This is a genomic window from Mesorhizobium sp. M0166, assembly GCF_040322255.1.
Lineage (GTDB): Bacteria > Pseudomonadota > Alphaproteobacteria > Rhizobiales > Rhizobiaceae > Mesorhizobium.
In genome coordinates this window covers 64,986-80,211 of the sequence record NZ_JAMYTD010000005.1, presented here as the reverse complement: position 1 = coordinate 80,211, position 15,226 = coordinate 64,986, and the positions used below count along the sequence as shown (strand labels likewise).

Below are 15,226 nucleotides of genomic sequence, written 5' to 3'. Positions count from 1 at the left end.
TCCTTCAAGCCCGAATTTTGACGGAGGAGTCACAATGAAAGCGTTTAGATTAGCCCTGCTCGCATCCGCGGTTCTGCTTGCGCCAACGTCGCTGGCCTTCAGCCAGGAGTGCGCCAAGGAACCCGTAACGGTCGGTTTCCTGCCCAAGCTCGACACGGACCCCTACTTCAAAGTGGCCTTCGGAGGCGCACAAGAGGCGGCCAAGGAAATTGGCGGCACCGCTACCCAGGTCGCCCCATCGCAGGCGACTGCCGAGGCACAGATCGAATTCATCAACAGCCTCGTGTCGCAGAAGGTCGGGGTCATCGCAATTGCCGGCAACGACGCCAATGCCGTCGCGCCTGCGCTGAAGCGCGCCGTTCAGCAAGGCGTCAGGGTGATTTCATATGACTCCGATGTGGCCGCCGATGCCCGCGCGGCATTTGTCAATCAGGTCAAGGGCGACAGTCTGGCAGAAATGATGCTCGAAAGTGCATTCGCCCTCAGTGGCGGTGAAGGCGAATTCGCGATCCTGTCGTCGACGCCGACGGCGACCAACCAGAACGCCTGGATCGACTTCATGAAGGCGAAGATGGCGGCCGAGCCGAAGTTCTCCAAGATGAAGCTGGTGCAGGTGGCCTACGGCGAAGAAAGCGAACAGATCAACCAGCAGCAGGCATTGGCGCTGGTCCAGGCGTTTCCCGATCTCAAGGTGATCATCGTCCCGGCAGGCATCGGCCTTCCGGCGGCCGCGCGTGCACTCGAGGAAGCGGGCATGATCGGCAAGGTCAAGCTGACCGGCCTCGCGCCGGCCACTCTGATCTCGAAATACATTAAGGACGGGGCGGCTCAAGATATCTGGTGGAACGTCACCGATCTTGGCTATCTTACCTATCAGACAGCCCAGGCGCTTGCGCAGTGCAAGATCACCGGCAAGGAGGGTGAGAAGTTCACGGCAGGCAGGCTCGGCGAATACACGATTGGCGCCGGCGGCGAACTGATCCTTGGTCCGGCCAAGATCGTGACCCCCGAAAATCTGGCCGAGTTCAAGTTCTGATCCTTTAGAGCTCAAGTTCCAGCGGGGCGCCGGGTCCATCCGGCGCCCCTCCTAAAACATCTCGAATGAAAACAGTGCGGGGGCGGCAATGAAGATATTGCTTGCAGGCGAAACCTTTGCGGCGACGACGTCGGTCGCCATCGGCAGCGATGTACTTACAAGCGCGGCCTCGACAAATGGTGCGACCGCCTTCAATACCGCGCTGGCCAGTGAAGGCATCGCGGTCACGCAGATCGGCGGTGAGCGTTGCAGCGCGGAGTTTCCCTATGAACTCGATGCGCTCGCCCAATATCAGGCGGTGGTGATCTCCGATGTCGGCGCCCTGACATTGCTGGTGACGCCGGATGCCCGCGCCGGGCGTGTCGGCGTCAACCGCCTCGATCTGCTCAAGGCCTATGTCGAAGGTGGCGGCGGGCTGATGCTGGCCGGCGGTTACATGGGCTTTCAGGGCATGTTCGGGACGGCGCGGTTCCACGACACCCCGGTTGAGGATGTGCTGCCGGTCCGCTGCCTGCCCTTCTGTGACGGCATGGAGGTGCCGCAAGGCCTGCAGGCCTCCATCCTGCAGCCGTCACATCCGATATTGTCCGGAGTGGAGGGGCCGCTGCCGCCGATTCTCGGCATGAACAAGCTGGAATTCAGGCGCGACGGTTCGTCCCGGCTTCTGGCGACCTGCCACCATCGCGGCGCCGACTGGCCGCTCCTTGCCGTCGGCAGCCATGGCCGCGGCCGCACGATTGCCTGGGCAACCGATATCGGCCCGCATTGGCTCTCGCAGGATTTCCTCGGATGGCCGTTCTACGGAAGACTGATGGCGAACATGGTCCATTGGCTCGCCGGCAATGAATGAGAAAGCTGGTTTGACCAGTGCGGTTGCCCAATCCTCCAACGAAAAACCAGGCCATCAAGCATGCGTTGAATCAGGACGGCAGTGGCTCATAAACTGAAACTCCGATGTATCGATCGTATGAGCCACGATCTTTCTCAGGAAGCTTGTCTCGGGTTACGCGCAATGTGAATCCCCCCTGCAAGTGCCCCGCGTCGAGAACCATCCAATCGAAAATATCATCGCCTTCAAATGCAAGCCGCTGTCCAACCTGATGCCATTTCTGAAGCTCGGGTGGCACCTCGAAAAACGTACCCGAAAATAGCCGCTCCTCAGCATGATAATGCACTGCGGCAAGCCAAAGGAAAACAAAGTGGTCCTCCCCAAGACGTTCGGACTCGTCGGGATCGCGAAACCGAAGCTTCGCGGAACAGAAGGCATCTGCATTTCCCTCGATGTGTTCGACAAATGTCGGCACACTCGCAAGCGCGCGATCGTAAGCTGCAAGGAAGGCGGGGTCTTTCTGCGAGATAGCCGTGAAGAGTGGCTCATTCCGCGGTTCGTCGAATTCACTGTTCAATTGAGATTTTTCGCCCATAAAAGACCTCTTGGACTAACCTTGAACCGCTCAACGAGCTGCGAAGTCCGCGCGCTTCTTCCGGAGTGGGAGAGGCGGTGTCGCACTACCAGCCAAAGAGCCCTATCACGCTACCGACCAACCGCCATCCACCAATATACTCGCGCCATTGATCAGCGACGCCGCCGGCGAGGCGAGGAACACCACGGTGCCGGCGACGTCGATCGGGTCGCCGATGCGGCCGAGCGGGATGTGGCCAGCAAATGCAGGCGCAGGCGCGGCTGCTGCCGCGCGAGGCGCCGGTGACCAGCGCCACCTTGCCGGCTAGGTCGAATTTCGGTGTGAACTCATTTCTCATGCGATTCCACCTTGTTCTTCAAATCGGACCGGCTGCCGTGTCGGACCGAATAGGCTCGCGTGAATTCGGCGCCCAGCAGAAATATCTCCGCCGAATAATAGACCCATAACAGCACGACAAGCAGCGCGCCGGCCGCGCCGTATGATGATGAGATGGCGCTGGTTCCGATATACCAGCCAATCAGCGACTTGCCGATGGTGAACAGAAACCCGGTGACCACGGCGCCGAGGCCGACATCGCGCCATTGCAGGCTGCGGTCGGGCAGCACCTTGTAAATCGCGGCAAACAGCAGCGTGATCAGGGCAAACGAGACGATCCCGTTGATCGCGCTCAGGATGATGGTGCCGAACGGCAGGTAGGCGTTGATGACTTCTCCGAGCGCCGAAATTGCGGCGCTTACGACCAGCGACACCAGCAGCAGGAACCCGAGGGCGGCGACCAGGCCCAGGCTTGCAATGCGTGCCCGGACCAGCCGTGAAATCGTTGCCCCGCTCGGTTTGACTTTCCAGATTTCGTTCAGCGCCAGCTGCATTTCGCCGAACACGCCGGATGCGGCAACGAACAGCGTGACCAGCCCCAGAATGCTGGCAAGGGTTCCCGCTTCCTTCTGCGAGGCGTTTTCGATCGTCGCTTGCAGCAGATCGGCACTTTGCGGCCCCATCAGGCCGGCGATCTGTGCCGAAAGCGCGAGTTGCGCCGCCTCGTGCCCGAAGGCCATGCCGGCGATAGCGACAATGATGAGCAGGATCGGCGCGAGCGAGGTCGTGGCATAAAACGCTATCGCCGCCCCATGGCTCAGCGCATTGTCGTCGATAAAGCCGATGACGCTCTGCTTGAGGAGCCTCCAGCCCTCTGCTGCCAAATTCCACATGTAGGCCTCGCATGCCTGTCAACAAACAAGTAGCGGCGGCGCAGCGCCGGGCGAGGGGAGAGGCTCGGCCGGAACAAAGCCGGCAACGGCACGCTGTACAAGGCGATCGCCTATAAAGGCGGCGCGCAGCGAACATCGAAAGGTGCCGCTCGACTGGCCAGGTCGTGCTCACGATGCAGTCAGGGGAACTGTGACGGTTGTCTGATAATTTATCGGATATCGGTCGAAATACGGGAACTCGACTGCGAATGCATATTGGGCGGTCAGATGTGCCATGCGAAAGCCGCCGCTGGGGGCGTCGATTGCTATTGTCACCTCGACGTCTTTCAATCCCAAATCCAGTAATTTTTCCGTGGCAATGGCTTGGATCTGGGCCTGCGTCAGCGAGTTTTTCATTTGCAGCGCACGTGACGACGTTTCCAGCGTGTACCGAACACTCGACATGGCATTCAGAGCCCAGCCGAATGCAAAGATGCCGATCAAAAGCATTATCAGGAAAGGCGCGATCAGCGCGAACTCTAATGCAGCTCCGCCTGATGCATCCCCCGTGAAAGCTCTCGACTTAGCGGACACGAATCACCTGTTGATGACTGAGTTCGCGCGAGAGGGAAAACGCGCCAAAACTGAAGGGCGGTGACCAGGTGGCTGTCGCCTGTATTTCCACAAAGACGGCGGGAGCTTTCGAACTGTCGCACAGGACAGATGGATCGACCACGATGGTCCCGCACATATATTTCCGGCGCAGCGTCACCTGCGCGTCATCGGGATGGGTTTCCCAGCTCGAAAGGGCGACGACTTGGATAGTCACGTCGTCGGCTGCGCCTTGCATCACTAGATTGGCCGCCGTTTTAACGCCGGCACGCATCGACAATGCGCTTGATACAAAAGACCAGCCGTCAGTAATGCCGAGAAGTACCAGGCAAAGGATCGGCAGTACCAGCGCAAACTCGACCGCGGCAGCACCTGAATCGCTCCGGAACATCCGGACTGAAATCCGTGCCACGAAGATTACTCGACTAGCTTTATTGATTGTGCGGCCGGAATGTCACGCATTCCGAGGCTCGTGCAATCCTGGCTGATGCTCGTATTGCCAGACCACTGCACGGTACCGGCGACGACCTGGGTGCAACCGCCCTTGCCAGAGAAATTGCCGAGGTAATTGACTGCCTGGGTTGGAAAATACAGGGCGCCGGTCAAAAGCGAATCCGCCGTGCCATTGAACGTGTTCGATCCCGTCGGGTTACCCTTGTTGCCGTAAAACAGGACACCGGAATACGTGCCCGACGTCGGTGCGCTAAGCTTGATTGTGGCGTTGCCGTTCATGCTGACGCCCGAACTGCCGGCCAGATAGATGATGACTCCGTCGCCGGAGATATTCGCGTTCGAGTTCGCTTTGAAATCACCGCCTTGGATGACGTATATGCCGGGCGAGAGGACAACATTGCCGCTCAGGCTCAACCCGCTGCAGTATGTCCCGGGGGTCAGGGTTGACAATCTCGAGTTTTGACAGGGAGTTGTGGCTGGTGGCGTCGGCAAGTCGATAAAGGGATCACCAGCGGGTAAGGCCTGGGTTATGGGGCTGGCGCAAACGGTTGTTACAGGGTTGTTCAACGAAACGCCGCCGGCTGATATGAGGCAATCGACCTGAAGGTTGGCCGATCCCTGAAGCTTGATAGCATCCGCAGCTATGGAATTGGACATCACGGAGCAGCCGGTCAGTTTTGTGGTCGAACTGCCGGAAAAGAGCACCGCTTTGGAAGCGGAAGGATCGCGCGCCTGCATGCAGGCTTTTGAAGCGTCGGTGATAAGAGCCACCGCCCTTGCCTGGGCGCCAACCGAGTTTTGCGTAAATATTGCCGTGAAAAATCGATCAAGCTTTTGATGAACGATAACCTCGACCGCCTTTTTCGCGACATTCGGGCCGGAAGACGGAGGGATGAAGACCTCGATCGTACCTGTTGCCGGTTCCCAGCCGTTCGTCGTCGCCGACAGCGTCGCGGCGGAGACTATCGTTGGCTTGTCGGATCCCGAAACCTTTTCCAGAGCGCCGGCATAGGCTGCCGCATCCGCCACAGCCTGTAATTTCAGGCTGCTATAGTACCAGTAGGACGTTTCGACACCGAGGCCCGCTGCACCGACGACGATCGGCAACGACAGGGCAAATATAGTAGCAACGTTGCCGCTCTCGCCGATTCCTTGCAGAGAGCGGAACACATGCGTGAAAATACGGGCACGCCATTCCATTTCCCTATTTGGGCAGCAACGACTAAAGGATTGCCTAAGATTTTCCGTCCATTGTTAGCCGGCTCCTCGCTCTGGCGGCGCGTGTTGTTTCTGCTGCAGCCTCTCGCCCGTCGAATTGGTCGGCTGTTCCAAGATTGAGCCAATTGCGGTTTGGCATCACGCGCAAGAAATCGCCGCCGCGGCCGGTTTCGATTGGCAATGGGTTGCCGTTCCCTGCTATTCCCGCTTCAAATCAAAAAGCAGTGGACGTTTCCAGTATGACCAATGTCGCATTGACCGGGCTTGCCCGCGATCTTGCCAAGCGTGCCGCGGAAGGCCGCCCGGTGCGCATCGGCGTTATCGGTTCGGGCGAGATGGGCACCGACCTGGTGACGCAAGGCATGCTGATGCCGGGCATTTCGGTTTGCGCGATCTCGACCCGCCGGCCGCATACGGCGCGTGACGCCATCCGCATTGCCTATGGCGACGAGGCGATGGCAGCCGAAGCGGACAGCGCTTCGAAGGTCAGCCAGGCGATCGAAAACGGCAAGATCGCAATTACCTCGAACGAAATGCTGGTCACCAATCCGCTTATCGACGTCGTCATCGATGCTACCGGCAAGCCCGGCGTCGCCGCCGATTTCGACCTGATGGCGATGCAGCACGGCAAGCATCTGGTGATGATGAATGTCGAGGCCGATGTCACCATTGGCTGCTATCTGAAGCAGCAGGCGGACAGGCTCGGCGTCGTCTATTCGGTCGGCGCCGGCGACGAGCCGTCGAGCTGCATGGAACTGATCGAGTTCGCCTCGGCGCTCGGCTACACCATCGTCTCCGCGGGCAAGGGCAAGAACAACCCGCTCAACCACGACGCCGTTCCCGACGACTACCGCGCCGAAGCGCTGCGCCGAAACATGAACCCGCGCATGCTGGTCGAGTTCGTCGACGGCTCGAAAACCATGGTCGAGATGTGCGCCATTGCCAACGCCACCGGGCTGGTGCCCGACGTTCCCGGCATGCACGGCCCCAAGGCCGATCGCGACGAGCTGGTCAAGGTGCTGATCCCGCGCGAGCAGGGCGGCATCCTGTCGAAAAAGGGCGTCGTCGACTACACCGTCGGCAAGGGCGTGGCGCCCGGCGTCTTCGTCATCGTCGAGGCGACGCATCCGCGCATCATCGAGCGCATGGACGATCTGCATATCGGCCACGGCCCCTATTACAGCTTCTTCAGGCCCTACCATCTGACCTCGCTGGAAGTTCCGCTGACGGCCGCTCGTATCGCGCTCTACGGCAAACCCGACATGGTGCCGCTGCCGCGGCCGGTTGCCGAGGTCTGCGCGGTGGCCAAGCGGGATCTGGCGGCAGGCGAGGTTTTCGACGCGATCGGCGAGACCTGCTACCGCTCCTGGACCATGACCGTCGAAGAAGCCCGCGCCCACCGCGCCGTGCCGGTCGGTCTGCTCGAAGGCGGCAAGGTGCTGAAACCGGTGAGGAAAGGCGAATTGCTCACCGCCGACAATGCTGCGCCCGACCCGACGACCAGGCTGTTCGCCTTGCGCCGGCTGCAGGACGAGATGCTGTATGGGGCGGGGTAGGTGCATCGCAGTTCGTGAGCGAAGCGCCCAAACTGCCAATCTCCCCCCTCGTGGGGGAGATGTCCGGCAGGACAGAGGGGGGCGCGAAGGAGCCCTGCTTTTCTAAAGGCGGCTATTGCCGCTGAAACGCACGGCAGACGATCGCCGCCGACCGGCTTCTCTCAAAAGCCCTACTTCCCCAACTCGATCGACCGCAGCCGCGCCGCTTCCACCGCTTCGGTGAGCAGGCGCGTCAGACGGTCCTCGCCCATCAGCACGGCAAGGGCGGCAGCCGTAGTGCCGTTGGGGCTGGTCACCTGCTGCCTGAGCACGCCAGGCTCCTCGCCGCTTTCGGCGGCAAGCGAGGCGGCGCCGTAGACCGTCTGCATGGCCAGAAGCTTTGCGACCTTGCCAGGCAGGCCAGCCTTCTCGGCGGCCACGGTCAGCGCTTCGATGAAGTGGAAGATATAGGCCGGCCCCGATCCGGAGACTGCCGTCACCGCATCCATCAGGCCTTCGTCGTCGATGTCGGCCACTTGCCCGCTCGCCGAAAGCAGGTCGGCGACAAGGCGTTTGGTGTCCTCGGAAACCAGCCTGTTGGAAAACACCACCATCATGCCCTTGCCGATCGCCGCCGGCGTGTTGGGCATGCAGCGCACGATCGGCGCGCGGTCGCCGAGAACGCCTTCGAACGTGGCGACCGGCGTCCCGGCGGCGATGCTGAGGAAAGTGGTTCGGCCATCGTTGAAGCGGATGTAGCCAGCGGTCACGTCGCGGATCACCTGTGGCTTGACCGCAAGGACGACGAGGGCCGGCACGGCGTCTGCCGGGATGGCGCCGGCATCCGCGGCAGCAGAGCAGCCCAGTGCTTCGGCACGCTTGCGCAACTCGGCACTGGGCTCGACCACGAACACCGCAGCCGGAGCGAGCTTGCCGGCTTTCAGCCAGCCCGAGAGCATGGCGTAGCCCATATTGCCGCAACCGGCGAGAACAAGCCTGATCGTCATCGAAAGCCTCCCATAGAGATGGCTTCCCCATAGACGTTCGCGGCAGGGCGGGGAAGTCCTGTTGGGACCGTGATCAGGCGGAAACCCGGACCTTGCGGTTGGCATGCGCATGTAGTCGTGCAGTGGCGCGGCGACCAAATTAACCTTTTATTTCCTATGCCTGTTTAGCATCGCTTAACCAGTGGCGGTCGCTACGTCCCAGCCCGAGGGGAAAGCTCCAGAAACCATGGCTTATAGGAATAATCGTGAACACTGGAGGAACGAGCAGTCCCTGCTGTCGTTCGTCGAGGCAGCGAGCGACGGGGACGAAGCGTCGCTGGTTTCGCTAGAGGACCGCGCAGGCCCGTCATGGCGCGAGGATGCCGCCACACGCCATCGTCTCGCCCGCTCGCGCCGCGAAGCGCGTGCCAGCCCGATCCTGTTGGCAGCCGCCGGTATCAGCCAGCCCGATCCTGATGAGCCAAAGGCCGGCACCATGCTGATGGAAGAGGCTGCAGCTGCCGATGTAGTTTTCGAACCCGCTGGCTCCCTTGGCGGCCCCGATGCCGGCTCCGCTGAGGACAAAGCGTACCGGGCAGCGCGTCGGGGTCCGATCGGCGCCGTGTTGTCAGCGCTGCGCAGGCTCATGCCCGGCAGAGCGCCGGAGGAGATGGCGTCCGGCGAGACTTCCGCCGCGACAAATTCCAGCGCAGCCATATCGCCTGTCTTCTATCCGCAGCAACCCACGCCGCCGCATTCGGCCCATACTCAGGCCTGGTCGAAGGCGGCAAATCAGGCCTCGGAAGCCGCCGATCAGCAAACCCAGATCGAAGAAATCCGCGCCAGCCTGCGCGAATTCCGCGAGGTCGTTCGGGAGCTCACCGAAAACCGCACGCGCCGCCGCTATTTCTAAGCGTCGAATAAAACATGCCGGTTTCGAGTTAACGGCATGGGACGGCGCATTGACGGGATTGCCCGGCTCGATTTTCGTGAAAATGCCGCGCTGCAGTCCGCCCGCCTGCGCATGGTTCTGGGCAACGACCTGCATAAAAGATATCTGGAGCGCGCCGCATGGATGTTTTGACGCGGCAGGCTTACGCGATAGGCGTCGAGGGTGGTTCATGGCTGAGTTGATTGACGGAAAAAGCGTCGCCGAAGACGTGGTGCGGCGGGTCAAGGTCCTGACCGCCGAACTCGCGGAAAAGGGCGGACGGCAGCCCGGTCTCGCCGTGGTCATCGTCGGCGAGGATCCGGCGAGCCAGGTCTATGTCGCCTCCAAATCGCGCACCGCCAAGGAATGCGGCTTCCATTCGGTTCAGCACACGCTGCCGGCCGAAACCTCCGAGCCGGACCTGTTGAAGATCATCGGCCAGCTCAACGCCGATCCGGCCATCAACGGCATCCTGGTGCAGCTTCCGCTTCCCGGCCATATCGATGCCGGCAAGATCATCCAGACCATCGCGCCGGAGAAGGATGTCGACGGTTTCCACTTCATCAATGTCGGCAAGCTTGGCACCGGCGAGCTCGAGACCGCCTTCGTACCTTGCACGCCGGCCGGCTCGATGCTGCTGACCGAACGCGTGCGCGGCAAGGACCTGTCCGGCCTCAATGCGGTCGTCGTCGGGCGTTCGAACATCGTCGGCAAACCGATGGCCAATCTTCTGCTTGCCGCCAACTGCACCGTCACCATCGCACACAGCCGCACCAGGGACCTGCCGGCGCTTGCCCGCACCGCCGATATTCTGGTTGCAGCCGTCGGCCGGCCTGAAATGGTCCGCGGCGACTGGGTCAAGCCTGGCGCCACCGTCATCGACGTCGGCATCAACCGCATCGCCGCACCTGAAAAGGGCGAAGGCAAGACCCGCCTTGTCGGCGATGTCGCCTTTGCCGAAGCAGCGAAGGCGGCCGGCGCCATCACGCCGGTGCCTGGCGGCGTCGGGCCGATGACCATTGCCATGCTGATGGCCAACACGCTAGCTTCCGCCTACCTCGCAGCCGGGTTGAAACGGCCTTCCTTCTGACCAGAGAGCAGCGTCCTTGCCCAACCTCACTGTCCCCTTAGAGCGGCCGGTCACCAATGATCCCGTTCAGGGCGGCCGGCAGTTCGGGTTTCTGTTGGTCGACAAGTTCTCCATGTTCTCGCTGGCCGCGGCAATCGACACGTTCCGGTCGGCGAACCGGCTGCTCGGCCGCGATTTCTATGGCTGGACGACGGTGTCGGCCGACGGCGATGCCGTCATGGCGTCTAACGGCCTGCCGCTCAAGATCGACTACGCCGTTGCCGATCTGCCGCCGGTCGACATCCTGTTCGTCTCGGTCGGGCTAACGACGGAATTTCCCGGCAAGAGCAAGGTGCTGGCGGCGCTGCGCAGCTGGGGCCGGCGCGGCAATGCGCTCGGCGCGCTTTCGGTCGGGTCCTATCTGCTTGCCGAGGCAGGGCAGCTCGATGGCTATCGCTGCACCATACATTGGGAAAACCGCGCCGGTTTCCTCGAACGCTTTCCGGAGATCAACTGCACCGGCAACGTCTTCGAGATCGACCGCAAGCGCTACACCTGCGCTGGCGGCACCACCTCGATCGACCTGATGCTGGAGATCGTGCGCGGCGATTTCGGCTCGAGCCTCGCCAATGGCGTCGCCAACCAGTTCCAGCATGAGCGCATCCGCTCGGCCGGTGACCGCCAGCGTGTCGGCCCGGAGCGCGACCTGACCGGCAAGTCAGAAAAGCTGCGGCGCATCGTCGAGCTGATGGCCGACCATCTCGACGAGCCGCTGTCGGCGGTGCAGCTCGCCAAGTCGGCGGGCCTGTCGGTGCGCCAGGTCGAGCGCCTGTTCCTGCGCCACCTCAGTGTGACGCCCGGGCGCTATTACATGCGGCTCAGGCTTGAGCGGGCGCGCGAATTGCTGCGCCAGACCAACATGCCGATCCTCGACGTGGCAATCGCCACCGGCTTCACCTCGCATTCCTATTTTGCCCAGAGCTACCGGCTGCAATTCGGCCGGCCACCTTCCGAGGAACGCCGCACGACCTATTGAGGGTTTTGCACAGAGGCGGCGGAGCTTCGTGCTCCGCCCGGGCTTGTGTCGCGACGCAGCGTCAAATAGCTTTCCGGCGCCGAGCGGCGGCGACTGACGGGGAGATATTCAATGGCCGGATTCGTGCGGAGCGCCGCTGCGGCGGCCCTGCTGCTGTGGATGACGGGGTTCGGCTTCGCCGCCGATCGCGTCATCGTCATTCTCGATGCCTCCGGCTCGATGTGGGCGCAGATCGACGGCAAGCCCAAGCTCGAAATCGCCCGTCAATCGCTGCGGAACGTGCTGCAATCGGTCCCGGCCGACGAGGAAATCGGCCTCATGGCCTATGGCCATCGCGAGAAGGCCAGTTGCGACGACATCGAACTGATCGTGCCGCCACAGGCCGGCTCGGCAAGTGCGATCTCAGCCGCGGCGGACAGCCTGAAATTTCAGGGCAAGACGCCGCTGACCGCCGCGGTCAAGCAAGCGGCGGAGGCGTTGAAATACACCGAGGAGAAGGCGACGGTCGTTCTCATCACCGATGGCATCGAGACATGCAATGGCGACCCCTGTGCGCTCGGCAAGGAACTGGAGGCTGCCGGCGTCGACTTCACCGTCAATGTTGTCGGCTTCGGCCTGACGGCGGCCGAGGGCAAGCAGGTTGCTTGCCTCGCCGACAACACCGGCGGCAAATATGTCGAGGCATCGGATGAAAAGGCATTGCACGACGCCTTGGTCGAGACCGTCGCGCCTCCGCCACCCGTCCCTGAACCGGCTCCCGCCCCGCAGCCTGCTCCCCAGCCGACCCCCGCCAAGCCGGCGGAGTCCAATTTCGTGCCCACCGTCGTGCTTGCCGAGGGTGGCGATCCCGTCACCGACGGCAATGCCTGGGAGATCTACAAGGCGAATTCCGACGGCACGCGCGGCGATCCCGTCATCACCGAATATGGCGCCTACAAAGGCAATCTGGAGCCGGGCGACTACATCGTCGTCGCGCGCGCCGGCGAGGCCAGGGCCGAACAGAAGATCAAGATAGAGCCTGGCGAGGTCGCCAAGCCGCACTTCAACCTGAATGCCGGCACGCTGGTCATCCACCCCAGGCCAAGCGAAGGAGCGGACGTAGATGACGGCGCGGCTGTCGTAATCGGCTATCCCGGCGTCGATACCCCGCCGACCTATTACGGCGACACGAAAGTCGTGCTGCCGGCCGGCGACCAGAAGGTGACCGTCACGATCGGCCAGGGCATGGTTACCGAGACGATCCTGCTTGCCGCCGGCAGGGTCATCGACAAGGACATCATTGTCGGCGTCGGGCGTATCGTTGCCAATGCCTATTATGCTGCCGGCGGTGACAAGGCCGAGGGTTCGGGCGTTGGTTTCAAGGTGCTCCAGGCGAAAAAGAACGTCGACGGAACCAGGCGGGAGGTGACTTATGCCTACGGTCCGGACAGCAAGTTCGATCTGCCGCCCGACGATTATGTAATGGTCGCGACGGTCGACCTTGCGGTGGCCGAGCAGCCGTTCAGCGTCAAGGTTGGCGACCATCAGGATCTGAAGATCGCGATAAACGCCGGCATGCTGACGATAACCGCGCCAGGGGCCTCGAAGATCGAGATATTCGAGGCCAGGAAGAACATCGACGGAACCCGCAAGTCGGTCGGCTACGCCTATGACCAGAAGTATGAAGCCACCCTGTCGTCCGGCGACTACGCGGTGGTTTCGGAGAAACCGGACAACAGCTCGAAAGAAGGCACGGTCACGGTCAGGGCCGGTGCGCGAGCCGAGCTGACGGTTCAATAGATCCAGAGCAATTCCAGGAAAAGTGTGGAACGGTTTTCCGTCCGGAATTGCGCAGAAATAAAGGGGGAGCAGCCATCGGCCGCTCTTCCTCATGGCCGAAAAAGGGTCACGCCGTACCGAAGGCGCTGGCGCCATGGTCGGCGCGGCCTACCAACTGCCGGAACCCGGCGAAAAGCTCGCGGCCGAAGCCGAATTCATTGCCTATGAGGTCGCTGTCCGCGGGGCGGCGCAGTGCGAAATCGCCGGCTGGCACCAGTACTTCGAGCGTTCCGGCCTCGGCGTCGAGCCTGATGATATCGCCGTCATGGATCCTGGCGATCGGCCCGTCCTCCGCCGCTTCCGGCGTCACGTGGATCGCCGCCGGCACCTTGCCTGAAGCGCCCGACATGCGCCCGTCGGTGACCAGCGCCACATGCTGGCCGCGGTCCTGCAGGATGCCGAGCACGGTGGTCAGCCTGTGCAATTCCGGCATGCCATTGGCCTTCGGTCCCTGGAACCGAATGACGGCAATGAAGTCGCCGGTCAGCGACCCCGCCTTGAACGCCTCGTTCAGGCCTTGCTGGCTGTCGAACACCTTGGCCGGCGCCTCGATGATGCGCCGCTCCGGCTTGACCGCCGATGTCTTGATGACGGCGTGGCCGAGATTGCCCGAAAGCACTTTCAGACCGCCGCTCGGCTGGAACGCCTTCTTGAACGGCGCCAGCACCTTCTCGTCGCCGCTATGGCGCGGCGAGGCCTCGCGCACGACGCCGCCGTCGGCGCCGAGCTTGGCCTCGACCGCATAGGGGCGCAGCCCTTCGCCCCACACCGTCCGCACATCCTCGTGCAGGATGCCTGCGTCGAGCAGTTCGCGGATCAGGAACCCCAGCCCGCCGGCGGCGTGGAAGTGGTTCACATCGGCAAGGCCGTTCGGATAGACCCGCGCCAGCAGCGGCACCGCTTCCGAGATGTCGGAAATATCCTGCCAGGTAATGGCGATGCCGGCCGCCGCTGCCATGGCGATCAGGTGGATGGTGTGATTGGTCGAACCGCCGGTGGCGTGCAGGCCGACGATGCCGTTGACGATCGAGCGCTCGTCGATCATCCGCCCGACCGGCGTGTAGGCGTTGCCGAGCGCGGTGATCGCCAGTGCCCGCTTGGTCGCTTCCCTGGTCAGCGCGTCGCGCAGTGGTGTGCCCGGATTGACGAACGAGGCACCGGGCGTGTGCAGCCCCATGATCTCCATCAGCATCTGGTTAGAATTGGCTGTGCCGTAGAAAGTGCAGGTTCCCGGCCCGTGATAGGATTTTGATTCCGCTTCGAGCAGTTCGGCCCGCCCCACCTTGCCCTCGGCATAGAGCTGGCGGATCTTGGCTTTTTCGTCGTTCGGAATGCCGGTCGTCATCGGCCCGGCCGGGATGAAGACTGCCGGCAGATGGCCGAAGGTCAGCGCCGCGATCACCAACCCCGGCACGATCTTGTCGCAGACGCCGAGATAGACGGCGGCATCGAACATGTTGTGCGACAGGCCGATCGCCGCGGCCATGGCGATCACGTCGCGCGAGAACAGCGACAGCTCCATTCCGGGCTGGCCCTGGGTGACGCCGTCGCACATCGCCGGTACGCCGCCGGCCACCTGGGCGATGCCGCCGGCCTCGCGGGCCGCGTCCTTGATCAGCGCCGGAAACGTCTCGAAAGGCTGATGCGCCGACAGCATGTCGTTATAGGAGGTGATGATGCCGAGGTTCGGCACCCGGTCGCCGCCAAGCGCTACCTTTTCGGAAGGGCTGCAGACGGCAAAGCCGTGGGCCAGGTTGCCGCAAGACAGCACGGCCCGGTTGGCGGTGCGGTTCGAGGCTTCGGCGATGCGGCCGAGATAGGCCGCGCGACCGGGCTTGGAGCGCTCACGGATGCGCTGGGTGATGGCTTCGATGTCGCGTCTTGCTGTCATGGCGGTCGGTCCTTTCAGGCGAGGTCCCGC

At 62.5% G+C, this 15,226-nt stretch carries 15 protein-coding genes and 1 pseudogene; 8 read left to right on the top strand and 8 right to left on the bottom strand.

The genetic code is table 11. From position 1 onward, the window contains the following. Positions 1–34: 34 nt before the first annotated feature. Together NKJ46_RS08660 and NKJ46_RS08655 are read left to right on the top strand one after the other, a co-directional pair. A complete protein-coding gene (locus tag NKJ46_RS08660; protein ID WP_352488291.1) occupies positions 35–1,036 on the top strand; it encodes a rhamnose ABC transporter substrate-binding protein in 1,002 nt (333 codons plus the stop codon). Between the two features lie 88 nt (positions 1,037–1,124). Next, positions 1,125–1,886 (top strand): glutamine amidotransferase, encoded by a 762-nt coding sequence (locus tag NKJ46_RS08655; protein ID WP_352664078.1) that lies wholly within the window; start codon positions 1,125–1,127, stop codon positions 1,884–1,886. Between the two features lie 70 nt (positions 1,887–1,956). On the opposite strand, the gene NKJ46_RS08650 is transcribed toward NKJ46_RS08655, so the two are convergent. From NKJ46_RS08650 to NKJ46_RS08625, 6 genes and pseudogenes are all read right to left on the bottom strand, one after another. Next, positions 1,957–2,460 carry a DUF2314 domain-containing protein gene (locus tag NKJ46_RS08650; protein ID WP_352664076.1) on the bottom strand — a complete coding sequence of 168 codons (504 nt, stop codon included), beginning with the start codon at positions 2,458–2,460 and terminating at the stop codon, positions 1,957–1,959. A 105-nt stretch (positions 2,461–2,565) separates the two neighbouring features. Beyond that, positions 2,566–2,706: pseudogene (locus NKJ46_RS08645) on the bottom strand (SDR family oxidoreductase); the annotation flags it as partial. Positions 2,707–2,786: 80 nt separating this feature from the next. Then, the gene (locus NKJ46_RS08640; protein ID WP_352664074.1) at positions 2,787–3,668 is read right to left on the bottom strand and encodes a YihY/virulence factor BrkB family protein; all 882 of its coding nucleotides are present in this window, start codon (positions 3,666–3,668) and stop codon (positions 2,787–2,789) included. A gap of 168 nt (positions 3,669–3,836) precedes the next feature. Next, positions 3,837–4,241, bottom strand: coding sequence for a TadE/TadG family type IV pilus assembly protein (locus tag NKJ46_RS08635; RefSeq protein ID WP_352664072.1), 405 nt, complete (start codon positions 4,239–4,241; stop codon positions 3,837–3,839). Continuing rightward, positions 4,231–4,671 carry a TadE/TadG family type IV pilus assembly protein gene (locus tag NKJ46_RS08630; protein ID WP_352664070.1) on the bottom strand — a complete coding sequence of 147 codons (441 nt, stop codon included), beginning with the start codon at positions 4,669–4,671 and terminating at the stop codon, positions 4,231–4,233. The genes NKJ46_RS08635 and NKJ46_RS08630 overlap by 11 nt, the downstream gene beginning before the upstream one ends. A 5-nt stretch (positions 4,672–4,676) precedes the next feature. After that, positions 4,677–5,912 (bottom strand): pilus assembly protein TadG-related protein, encoded by a 1,236-nt coding sequence (locus tag NKJ46_RS08625; protein WP_352664068.1) that lies wholly within the window; start codon positions 5,910–5,912, stop codon positions 4,677–4,679. Between the two features lie 257 nt (positions 5,913–6,169). Here NKJ46_RS08625 and NKJ46_RS08620 point away from each other — a divergent pair, with 257 nt between their 5' ends. After that, a complete protein-coding gene (locus NKJ46_RS08620) occupies positions 6,170–7,486 on the top strand; it encodes an NAD(P)H-dependent oxidoreductase (protein ID WP_352664066.1) in 1,317 nt (438 codons plus the stop codon). Positions 7,487–7,656: 170 nt separating this feature from the next. Here NKJ46_RS08620 and proC read toward each other — a convergent pair whose 3' ends face one another. Beyond that, entirely contained in the window at positions 7,657–8,472 is an 816-nt protein-coding gene (gene proC, locus NKJ46_RS08615; RefSeq protein WP_352664064.1) for a pyrroline-5-carboxylate reductase, read from the bottom strand. A gap of 226 nt (positions 8,473–8,698) precedes the next feature. On the opposite strand from proC, the gene NKJ46_RS08610 reads away from it, so the two are divergent. The 5 genes from NKJ46_RS08610 (at position 8,699) to NKJ46_RS08590 (ending at position 13,266) form a co-directional block, all read left to right on the top strand. Next, complete coding sequence (locus NKJ46_RS08610; protein WP_352664062.1) at positions 8,699–9,364, top strand: hypothetical protein; 666 nt, start codon at positions 8,699–8,701, stop codon at positions 9,362–9,364. Between the two features lie 36 nt (positions 9,365–9,400). Beyond that, positions 9,401–9,535: a hypothetical protein gene (locus tag NKJ46_RS08605; RefSeq protein ID WP_352664060.1), complete on the top strand. Its 135-nt coding sequence runs from the start codon at positions 9,401–9,403 to the stop codon at positions 9,533–9,535. A gap of 37 nt (positions 9,536–9,572) precedes the next feature. Next, complete coding sequence (gene folD, locus NKJ46_RS08600; protein WP_352664058.1) at positions 9,573–10,472, top strand: bifunctional methylenetetrahydrofolate dehydrogenase/methenyltetrahydrofolate cyclohydrolase FolD; 900 nt, start codon at positions 9,573–9,575, stop codon at positions 10,470–10,472. A gap of 16 nt (positions 10,473–10,488) precedes the next feature. Further along, entirely contained in the window at positions 10,489–11,487 is a 999-nt protein-coding gene (locus NKJ46_RS08595) for a GlxA family transcriptional regulator (RefSeq protein WP_352464953.1), read from the top strand. 111 nt (positions 11,488–11,598) lie between these two features. Further along, positions 11,599–13,266: a vWA domain-containing protein gene (locus NKJ46_RS08590; protein WP_352664056.1), complete on the top strand. Its 1,668-nt coding sequence runs from the start codon at positions 11,599–11,601 to the stop codon at positions 13,264–13,266. Between the two features lie 106 nt (positions 13,267–13,372). Here NKJ46_RS08590 and edd read toward each other — a convergent pair whose 3' ends face one another. Continuing rightward, positions 13,373–15,196 carry a phosphogluconate dehydratase gene (edd, locus tag NKJ46_RS08585; RefSeq protein ID WP_352664054.1) on the bottom strand — a complete coding sequence of 608 codons (1,824 nt, stop codon included), beginning with the start codon at positions 15,194–15,196 and terminating at the stop codon, positions 13,373–13,375. Positions 15,197–15,226 lie beyond the last annotated feature (30 nt).

What these genes read in the sequence shown, in the direction of transcription:
- NKJ46_RS08640 (WP_352664074.1), bottom strand. Translation starts at nt 3,668, where the DNA reads ATGTGGAATTTGGCAGCAGAGGGCTGGAGGCTCCTCAAGCAGAGCGTC.
- NKJ46_RS08625 (WP_352664068.1), bottom strand. Translation starts at nt 5,912, where the DNA reads ATGGAATGGCGTGCCCGTATTTTCACGCATGTGTTCCGCTCTCTGCAA.
- NKJ46_RS08610 (WP_352664062.1), top strand. Translation starts at nt 8,699, where the DNA reads ATGGCTTATAGGAATAATCGTGAACACTGGAGGAACGAGCAGTCCCTG.
- folD (WP_352664058.1), top strand. Translation starts at nt 9,573, where the DNA reads ATGGCTGAGTTGATTGACGGAAAAAGCGTCGCCGAAGACGTGGTGCGG.
- proC (WP_352664064.1), bottom strand. Translation starts at nt 8,472, where the DNA reads ATGACGATCAGGCTTGTTCTCGCCGGTTGCGGCAATATGGGCTACGCC.
- NKJ46_RS08650 (WP_352664076.1), bottom strand. Translation starts at nt 2,460, where the DNA reads ATGGGCGAAAAATCTCAATTGAACAGTGAATTCGACGAACCGCGGAAT.
- NKJ46_RS08590 (WP_352664056.1), top strand. Translation starts at nt 11,599, where the DNA reads ATGGCCGGATTCGTGCGGAGCGCCGCTGCGGCGGCCCTGCTGCTGTGG.
- NKJ46_RS08655 (WP_352664078.1), top strand. Translation starts at nt 1,125, where the DNA reads ATGAAGATATTGCTTGCAGGCGAAACCTTTGCGGCGACGACGTCGGTC.
- NKJ46_RS08620 (WP_352664066.1), top strand. Translation starts at nt 6,170, where the DNA reads ATGACCAATGTCGCATTGACCGGGCTTGCCCGCGATCTTGCCAAGCGT.
- edd (WP_352664054.1), bottom strand. Translation starts at nt 15,196, where the DNA reads ATGACAGCAAGACGCGACATCGAAGCCATCACCCAGCGCATCCGTGAG.
- NKJ46_RS08660 (WP_352488291.1), top strand. Translation starts at nt 35, where the DNA reads ATGAAAGCGTTTAGATTAGCCCTGCTCGCATCCGCGGTTCTGCTTGCG.
- NKJ46_RS08605 (WP_352664060.1), top strand. Translation starts at nt 9,401, where the DNA reads ATGGGACGGCGCATTGACGGGATTGCCCGGCTCGATTTTCGTGAAAAT.